Annotated in this window: 1 protein-coding gene; it reads right to left on the bottom strand. The window is 65.9% G+C overall.

All coding sequences use genetic code 11. The features are described 5' to 3' along the window. Positions 1 to 16 precede the first annotated feature (16 nt). Complete coding sequence (locus FGX59_RS37275; RefSeq protein WP_138473510.1) at positions 17 to 517, bottom strand: hypothetical protein; 501 nt, start codon at positions 515 to 517, stop codon at positions 17 to 19. Positions 518 to 593: the final 76 nt, after the last annotated feature.

Here is a 593-nt window from a genome sequence, read left to right as displayed (position 1 = left end):
CGATCCGAGGCAGAGGTCATTCGTCCTCTCCGTCCGCAGGGCCCCAGATCGCCGCCACCTTTTTTCTCAGGACCAGGAGCGCCGCGGCTTCCGCCAGAGCCTTCTCCTTGCGCCTCAGCTCGCGCTCGAGCTGCTGGATCCGTTTCCTGTCATTCTTCGTTTCCCTGGCGATCCGCGCCGAGGCGGCCCGGTCCCAGTCATTCGCCATCTCGCAGGCTTCCCGCCAGATCGCGATCTGCTCGGGGAATACTCCCCGGCGGCGGCAATAGTCGCCCAGCTCCGTCTCGTTCAGCGCCGCCGCCTCGATCACGGCCGCAAGCTTGTCGCCCGACGTCCAGCCTTCGACATTCGCGTCGGCCTCGGGCAGCAGCTTGCCCTTCGCCCGCGCCTCCGCGCGCCATTTCGCGAGCGTGCCCCGCGAGATCCCTTCCTCAACCGACAACCGGTTCAAGGGTATGCTGTTCGGCGGCAGCATCTTCGCGAGAACCGCCGCCTTTCGTTCCGGTGAGTACGCCACGCGTAATCCTGTCCTGCCCGCCTCGCTGCATAGTTTCAGATCGAAGGACGGTGACAACTACCCTGCACGAGGGGGC

The organism is Poseidonocella sp. HB161398 (assembly GCF_005870025.1).
Classification (GTDB): Bacteria; Pseudomonadota; Alphaproteobacteria; order Rhodobacterales; family Rhodobacteraceae; genus Mangrovicoccus.
The sequence above is the reverse complement of the archived record's forward strand: the minus strand, read 5'-3'. Positions and strand labels throughout refer to the sequence as shown.